Source organism: Neisseria sp. HMSC070F02 (assembly GCF_001814225.1).
Lineage (GTDB): Bacteria > Pseudomonadota > Gammaproteobacteria > Burkholderiales > Neisseriaceae > Neisseria > Neisseria meningitidis.
On record NZ_KV815339.1, the window covers coordinates 1 to 8,109 of the forward strand.

5 protein-coding genes and 1 pseudogene are annotated in these 8,109 nt (G+C 55.8%); 3 read left to right on the forward strand and 3 right to left on the reverse strand.

Going from position 1 to position 8,109, the window contains the following annotated elements:
• Positions 1-337 precede the first annotated feature (337 nt).
• From purH to serB, 3 genes and pseudogenes are all read right to left on the reverse strand, one after another.
• The gene (gene purH, locus HMPREF2959_RS00305) at positions 338-1,918 is read right to left on the reverse strand and encodes a bifunctional phosphoribosylaminoimidazolecarboxamide formyltransferase/IMP cyclohydrolase (RefSeq protein WP_070696206.1); all 1,581 of its coding nucleotides are present in this window, start codon (positions 1,916-1,918) and stop codon (positions 338-340) included.
• 160 nt (positions 1,919-2,078) lie between these two features.
• Positions 2,079-3,301, reverse strand: a pseudogene (locus HMPREF2959_RS00310) (chloride channel protein).
• Between the two features lie 63 nt (positions 3,302-3,364).
• Positions 3,365-4,198, reverse strand: coding sequence for a phosphoserine phosphatase SerB (serB, locus tag HMPREF2959_RS00315; protein WP_002243483.1), 834 nt, complete (start codon positions 4,196-4,198; stop codon positions 3,365-3,367).
• A 289-nt stretch (positions 4,199-4,487) separates the two neighbouring features.
• On the opposite strand from serB, the gene HMPREF2959_RS00320 reads away from it, so the two are divergent.
• From HMPREF2959_RS00320 to pntB, 3 genes are all read left to right on the forward strand, one after another.
• Positions 4,488-6,029 carry a Re/Si-specific NAD(P)(+) transhydrogenase subunit alpha gene (locus HMPREF2959_RS00320; RefSeq protein WP_002243482.1) on the forward strand — a complete coding sequence of 514 codons (1,542 nt, stop codon included), beginning with the start codon at positions 4,488-4,490 and terminating at the stop codon, positions 6,027-6,029.
• Positions 6,030-6,032: 3 nt separating this feature from the next.
• Complete coding sequence (locus tag HMPREF2959_RS00325) at positions 6,033-6,416, forward strand: MAPEG family protein (RefSeq protein ID WP_002239687.1); 384 nt, start codon at positions 6,033-6,035, stop codon at positions 6,414-6,416.
• Positions 6,417-6,481: 65 nt separating this feature from the next.
• Entirely contained in the window at positions 6,482-7,867 is a 1,386-nt protein-coding gene (gene pntB, locus HMPREF2959_RS00330; protein WP_002243481.1) for a Re/Si-specific NAD(P)(+) transhydrogenase subunit beta, read from the forward strand.
• The last annotated feature ends 242 nt before the right edge of the window (positions 7,868-8,109 follow it).

Consider the following 8,109-nt stretch of genomic DNA (forward strand, 5'->3'; position numbering starts at 1 on the left):
CGGGTGGCGGCCGGGCGGTTTGTTGCTATGATACAGTGATTCCAATATACAAGGGTGGGCTTCAGCCCACCGCTTCCGTCGATTCCGTCAATGTTACCCATTTCCACCGTCCCCGCCGAAACCAAAACCGCCGACTCCCGCCGGTTCTCCAAAAATTTTTGATGCAGCGGGCTGAAGCACACCCTGCATCCCACCTTTTACGAATCCTCCTACACCCTATACAACACCTTGAAAATCCACCCTGTCAGGAATACCCGAACCGTCATCCCTACCTTCACAAAATAGCGCAAAATGCCGTCTGAAAGCCCTTCAGACGGCATTGCCTTGTTCATCTGCGTTAATGGCGGAAGTGGCGCACGTCGGTTACGACCATGGCGATGCCGTGTTCGTCCGCTGCGTCGAAGACTTCCTGATCGCGCATGGAGCCTGCCGGATGGATGATGGCTTTGATGCCCTGCTCGGCAATGACATCTACGCCGTCGCGGAAGGGGAAGAAAGCATCGGAAGCGGCACATGCGCCATTGAGGTCGAGATTGGCATCTTGCGCTTTGCGAGCGGCGATGCGAGTGCTGTCCACGCGGCTCATTTGACCTGCGCCGATGCCGTAGGTTTGACCGCCTTTGCCGAAGACGATGGCGTTGGATTTGACGTATTTGGCGACGTTCCAGACAAACAGCAAATCGTTCCATTCCTGCTCGGTCGGTTGGCGTTTGGAGACGACTTTCAAATCGGCGCGGCTGATGCGGCAGATGTCGGGCGTTTGTACCAACAGTCCGCCGCCGACGCGTTTGAGTTCGAAGCGGTTTGCGCCTGCCTCAAGCGGCACTTCCAATACGCGCACGTTTTTCTTGGCGGCGGCGATTTCGAGGGCTTCGGCGGTAAACTTCGGCGCCATCAAGACTTCCATAAACTGGTTGTCGGTAATCTGTTTGACGGTTTCGCCGTCCACTTCGCGGTTGAAGGCGATGATGCCGCCGAACGCGCTGGTGGTGTCGGTGACGTAGGCGAGTTTGTAGGCGGTCAATGTATCGGCTGCAACGGCGACGCCGCACGGATTGGCGTGTTTGACGATCACGCAGGCTGGCGCGTCAAAGGATTTGACGGCTTCCCATGCGGCATCGGCATCGGCGATGTTGTTGTAAGACAATTCTTTGCCTTGCAGTTGTTTGTAGGCGGAAAGGCTGCCTGCGGCGGGGTCAATATCGCGGTAGAACGCGGCGCGCTGATGCGGGTTTTCGCCGTAGCGCATGTCTTGCACTTTAATCCAGCTTTGGTTGAACTGGCTCGGGAATTCACCGATTTCGGGCGTGCCGCTCAAGATGTCGTCTGAAAGCGAGGTCAGGTAGTTGGAAATCATGCCGTCGTATTGGGCGGTGTGGCTGAACGCTTTGCGCGACAGGTTGAAGCGGGTTTTGTCGCTCAACGCGCCGTTGTTGGCTTCGAGTTCGGCGGCGATGGCGGGGAAGTCGGCGGTGTCGGTAACGATGGCGACGTGTTTCCAGTTTTTTGCGGCAGAACGCACCATGGTCGGGCCGCCGATGTCGATGTTTTCAATCGCGTCTTCCAGTATGCAGTTTGGTTTGGCGATGGTGGCGGCGAAGGGATAAAGGTTGACGCACACAAGGTCGATATTGCCGATGCCGTGTTCTTCCATCTTGGCGACGTGTTCGCCCAAATCGCGCCGACCCAAAATACCGCCGTGGATTTTCGGATGCAGCGTTTTCACGCGGCCGTCGAGCATTTCGGGGAAGCCGGTATAGTCGGCGACTTCAATCACGGGAACGCCCGCATCGGCAAGCAGTTTCGCCGTGCCGCCGGTGGAGAGGATTTCGACACCGAGCTTGGTCAGGGTTTGGGCAAATTCGACCGCGCCTGCCTTGTCGGACAGGCTGATCAGGGCGCGTTTGATGACGGACATTGGGGCTTCCTTTTCTGACAGTTGGATGGGGAAAGGGGAACTTTTTCGGGGCGGTATTATCCGCTATTTCTAGTTTTTTGGCAGTAGGTTTTTGCAGATATTGCTGACAATTTACAAAGAAATGCCGTCTGAAAACCTTTCAGACGGCATTTGTCGGCATTTATTTGAAGCCCATTTTTCCCGATGTTCCCAATGCCCCCGCCATGCCGATGCACAAAGGCAGCAGCAGGGACAGCGGCGCGTAGGTCAGTTCCAATACGAACACAATGGCGGTCAGCGGCATTTTGAGCGATACGCCGAGAAACACCGCCGCTCCGACGACTGCCGCGCTTCCAGACGGCATTTCGGGGAAAACGCTGTTCCACGCGGCGGCGGCTGCAAAAGAAATGGTGCTGCCGAGCATCATAGACGGCGTAATCAGTCCGCCGTATGCGCCTGCCGCCAACGCCATCAAGACAACCAGCCATTTGACGGCGGTCAGCTCAAGGCTGTGTTGCCAACCGGTCAAACCGCCAAAGGTCAGTTGGTTGCCTGCTTTGCCGTTGCCCAAAATTTCGGGAAACCAAACGGCAATCACGCCGATGAGCGCAAACATGCAGACTGCCAAGGGAATGATTTTGATGTTGTCGCGCTTGATGAAGGGGAATTTTTGGGCGGTGCGCTGGAAAAAGACGGCGGTTGCGCCCAGTATCGGGCCGATGACGGCGGAAAACCAAAGTAATGAAGTGTTTACGGCAAGGTTGGCGGGATGATATTGCTGCACGTCGCCTAAGCCGATGCGCGCGACGGCGGTGGCGATGACGGAAGTCAGCAATGCGGCGGCGACGGCTTGCTGCGTCCACACGCCCAGCATGGCTTCGAGGATAAAAAGTGTGGAGGCGAGCGGCACGTTATACACGGCCGCCAAACCCGCACCCGAAGCGCAAGCAATCAGCAGCCGCATTTCGTCTTCATCCAAACCCAACCGCCTGCCGCCGGCAAAAGCGAACGCGGCAGTCATTTCACGCGGGGCGACTTCCCGTCCGAGCGGTGAACCGAGTCCGACCGTTATGATTTGCAGCAGAACATGGAAAACCGTCGTCAGAAACGGCAGCCCCTGCAACGGCTGTTTCAAGGCGGCTTTGATTTCGATTTGCGGCTTGCCGAAACGTTTCAGCAACCACCAGCCGCTGCCTGCGACCGCGCCGCACAGCGTCAGCACGGCAACGCGCCGCATACCGGAAGCCTGTGCCACGCCTTCGCGGAACGAAGTGTACACGCCGTCCGCGCCATAACCGTTGCCGTATGCTGTATGAAGTGCATCAGTTCCGTCAGCACAATGCCGACCAAACCGCCGATAACGCCTGCTGCTGCCAGGGCAAACCAAAGTTTTCTGCGTCCCACTGTCGTTCCTGCCGTTCAAATGCCGTCTGAAAACCTTTCGGACGACATCCGTTTCCTATCCGCCTATCCGAACAGGCCGCGTACACGCTCCAAACCGCCGAAGTTGATACAGACATCGGCGGCTGCCCGCACTTTCGGTTTGGCACGGTAAGCCACGCCTATGCCCGTTTCTTTGAGCATCGGAATATCGTTCGCACCGTCGCCCATCGCCAACACCTGATGTGGCTGCAATCCGAGGCGGCTGCGGTATTCGCGCAATAAATCCGCCTTTGCCTGCGCGTCGATGATTCTGCCTTTCAGACGGCCGGTCAACCTGCCGTTTTCAATTTCCAAAACATTGGCGTGTTGGTATTCGAAGCCGAGGCGTTGTTGCAGACGTTCGGTAAAAAACGTGAAGCCGCCGGACACCAGCAGGAATTTCACATCGTGCCTTTTGCATTCGTCCAACAAAAATTCCGCACCGGGCGAGAGCTTCAAAACGTTTTCATAAACGTCCGCCAAAATCTGTTCGTCCAATCCCGCCAACAGCGCAACGCGGCTGCGCAACGACTGCTCGAAATCCAACTCTCCGCGCATCGAACGCTCGGTAATTTCCGCTACCTTGTCTTTTAAACCCACGCCTGCCGCAATTTCATCGACGCATTCGATGGTAATCAGCGTCGAATCCATATCGCTGACAATCAAACCGAGTTCGCCAAAATCCATATCCGGCAACACGGCGTGGTCGATTTGACGGCTGCCAAGCAACGCCGCGTCCGCCTCGCTTAAAGAAAACCCTTCTTCAACAATAAAACGCATACGCTTTTCATCGGCGCAATCAGGTTCGGGCAGGCGGGAGGGGAAGTCGGAAGGCAGGGCTTCGGCGGAGGGAAATTGGAGGACGAGGGCTTGCGGCATGGCGGTGGCTCAAAAAATGCGGATTATATAGTGAAACGGCAAAGAATGTTACGGCGGGCGGGACTGCAATCGGAAAACGGCTTCAAAAACAAACGGCAGTATGTGTCGGACAACACGGGAAAATGCCGCAACTATTGCCAGCCTGATGAAAATTCGTTATAAGGGGATTATCTAAAATATATTAACATTTGAAGTGAATCGGTTTTAAACTGGTACGGCGTTGCTCCGCCCTGCCCCGATTTAAATTTAACCCACGATACATATAAACAACCCGAAAAAGGATTCAGAGATGAAAATCGGCATCCCACGCGAGTCATTATCCGGCGAAACCCGCGTCGCCTGTACGCCCGCCACCGTCGCCCTGCTGGGCAAACTGGGCTTTGAAACCGTTGTCGAAAGCGGTGCAGGTTTGGCGGCAAGTTTGGACGATGCCGCTTACCAAACAGCAGGCGCAACCGTTGCCGACAAAGCGGCGGTTTGGGCCTGCCCTTTGATTTATAAGGTTAACGCGCCGTCCGAAGGCGAGCTGCCGCTTTTGAACGAAGGTCAAACCATCGTCAGCTTCCTGTGGCCGCGCCAAAACGAGGCTTTGGTCGAAGCCTTGCGCGCCAAGAAAGTCAATGCGCTGGCGATGGACATGGTGCCCCGTATTTCCCGCGCGCAGGCTTTGGACGCTTTGTCTTCGATGGCAAACATCAGCGGCTACCGCGCCGTGATTGAAGCCGCCAACGCCTTCGGCCGTTTCTTCACCGGTCAAATCACCGCCGCCGGCAAAGTGCCGCCCGCGCAGGTTTTGGTGATTGGCGCAGGTGTGGCGGGTCTGGCGGCAATCGGTACGGCAAACTCGCTCGGCGCAGTGGTGCGCGCATTCGATACCCGCTTGGAAGTGGCGGAACAAATCGAATCGATGGGCGGCAAGTTCCTGAAACTCGACTTCCCGCAAGAATCGGGCGGCAGCGGCGACGGCTACGCCAAAGTGATGAGCGACGAATTTATCGCCGCCGAGATGAAGCTATTTGCCGAACAGGCGAAAGAAGTGGACATCATCATCACCACCGCCGCCATTCCGGGCAAACCCGCGCCCAAGCTGATTACCAAAGAAATGGTCGAAAGCATGAAATCCGGCTCCGTCATCGTCGATTTGGCGGCGGCGACGGGCGGCAACTGCGAACTCACCCGCCCGGGCGAATTGTCCGTAACCGACAACGGCGTGAAAATCATCGGTTACACCGACATGGCAAACCGCCTTGCCGGACAGTCTTCCCAACTTTACGCCACCAACTTGGTTAACCTGACCAAGCTGTTAAGCCCGAACAAAGACGGCGAAATCACGCTGGACTTCGAAGACGTGATTATCCGCAACATGACCGTTACCCACGACGGCGAAATCACCTTCCCGCCTCCGCCGATTCAAGTTTCCGCCCAGCCGCAGCAAACGCCGTCTGAAAAAGCCGCGTCTGCCGCCAAGCCCGAGCCGAAACCTGTTTCCCTGTGGAAAAAACTCGCGCCCGCCGTCATCGCCGCCGTATTGGTGCTGTGGGTCGGCGCGGTCGCACCCGCAGCATTCCTGAACCACTTTATCGTGTTCGTCCTCGCCTGCGTCATCGGCTACTATGTCGTTTGGAACGTCAGCCACTCGCTGCACACACCGCTGATGTCGGTAACCAATGCCATCTCCGGCATCATCGTCGTCGGCGCGCTGCTGCAAATCGGTCAGGGCAACGGCTTTGTTTCGCTGCTGTCGTTTGTTGCCATCCTGATTGCCAGCATCAACATCTTCGGCGGCTTTGCGGTAACACGGCGTATGCTGAATATGTTTAAGAAAGGGTAAGCCATGACTTTCGCCTATTGGTGCATTCTGATTGCCTACCTATTGCCGCTTTTTTGTGCGGCGTATGCCAAAAAAGCGGGCGGATTCCGGTTTAAAGACAACCACAATCCGCGCGATTTTCTGGCGCACACGCAAGGCGCAGCCGCCCGTGCCCACGCTGCGCAGCAAAACGGTTTTGAAGCTTTTGCACCGTTTGCCGCCGCCGTTTTGACGGCACACGCAACCGGCAATGCCGGACAAGCAACCGTCAACACGCTTGCCGGCCTGTTCATCCTGTTCCGCCTCGCCTTTATCTGGTGCTACATCGCAGACAAAGCAGCATTGCGCTCGCTGATGTGGGCGGGCGGATTTGCCTGCACCGTCGGGCTGTTTGTCGCGGCTGCTTGAAACAGATGCCGTCTGAACAGTTCGGACGGCATTGAAAACAAATCATCGAAAATCGGAGAATTTCCATGTCTTCAGGACTCGTAACAGCGGCGTATATCGTTGCCGCAATTTTATTCATCTTCTCACTGGCGGGGCTGTCCAAACAGGAAACCGCCAAACAGGGCTGCTATTCCGGTATCGCCGGTATGGCGGTCGCCCTTTTTGTAACTGTTTTTTCCGACAATACCCACGGACTGGGCTGGATCATCATCGCCATGCTCATCGGCGCGGCAATCGGCATCTACAAAGCCAAAAAGGTGGAAATGACCGAAATGCCCGAACTGATTGCCCTGCTGCACAGCTTCGTCGGCCTAGCGGCGGTTTTGGTCGGCTTCAACAGCTATATCGCGCCGGGCAGCGTTTCGCACGATATGCACACCATCCATCTGGTCGAAGTGTATTTAGGCATCTTCATCGGCGCGGTAACCTTTACCGGCTCGCTGGTCGCATTCGGCAAACTCAACGGCAAAATCAGCAGCAGCCCGCTGCAACTGCCCGCCAAACACAAGCTCAACGCACTGGCACTTGGCGTATCGTTTGTGTTGCTGCTCGTATTCGTCGGCATTGACGGCAGCGGCTTCATCCTGCTGATTATGACCCTGATTGCCCTCGCATTCGGCTGGCACTTGGTTGCCTCCATCGGCGGCGCAGATATGCCCGTGGTCGTGTCCATGCTCAACTCCTACTCCGGCTGGGCGGCCGCAGCGGCAGGCTTTATGCTCTCCAACGACCTGCTCATCGTTACCGGCGCGTTGGTCGGCTCAAGCGGCGCGATTCTGTCCTACATTATGTGCAAAGCCATGAACCGGTCGTTTGTCTCGGTAATCGCCGGCGGTTTCGGCAGCGACAGCGGCACATCATCTTCCGGCAGCCAAGAGATAGGGGAATACCGAGAAGTCAAAGCTGCCGATGTTGCCGAAATGCTGAAAGGCGCAAACAGTGTCATCATTACCCCGGGCTACGGTATGGCAGTCGCACAAGCGCAATACCCCGTTGCCGAAATCACCGAGCTTTTGCGTAAAAACGGCACAGAAGTGCGCTTCGGCATCCACCCCGTCGCCGGCCGCCTGCCCGGTCATATGAACGTACTGCTTGCCGAAGCCAAAGTCCCCTACGACATCGTGTTGGAAATGGACGAAATCAACGACGACTTCCCCGAAACCGATGTGGTCTTGGTGATTGGTGCGAACGATACCGTCAATCCTGCCGCCCAAACCGACCCGAACCGCCCGATTGCGGGTATGCCCGTGTTGGAAGTATGGAAGGCAAAAGAAGTCGTCGTCTTCAAACGCTCGATGAATACCGGCTACGCAGGTGTACAAAACCCGCTGTTCTTCAACGAAAACAGCGTAATGTGTTTCGGAGATGCGAAGAAAACCGTGGATGACATTCTGTCCGAACTGAAAAAATAATGCCGTCTGAACAATTCGGCGCAGGTTTTCAATCTGTTTGATTTGAAAAAATCACTGCAAACCCCGTTTATGAAGGTTTGCAGTGATTTTTTTTGCATTGGGGCAAACATTTTCAGACGGCCCGTCCGAATAAGCACCTACATCTGAAACTGACACAAAATCAACGAAACAAACAAAATCCATCTCCGTGTTGAAGATGGATTTTTAATTAGCCGAACACTTTTTCCAAGTGTGCCTGATAA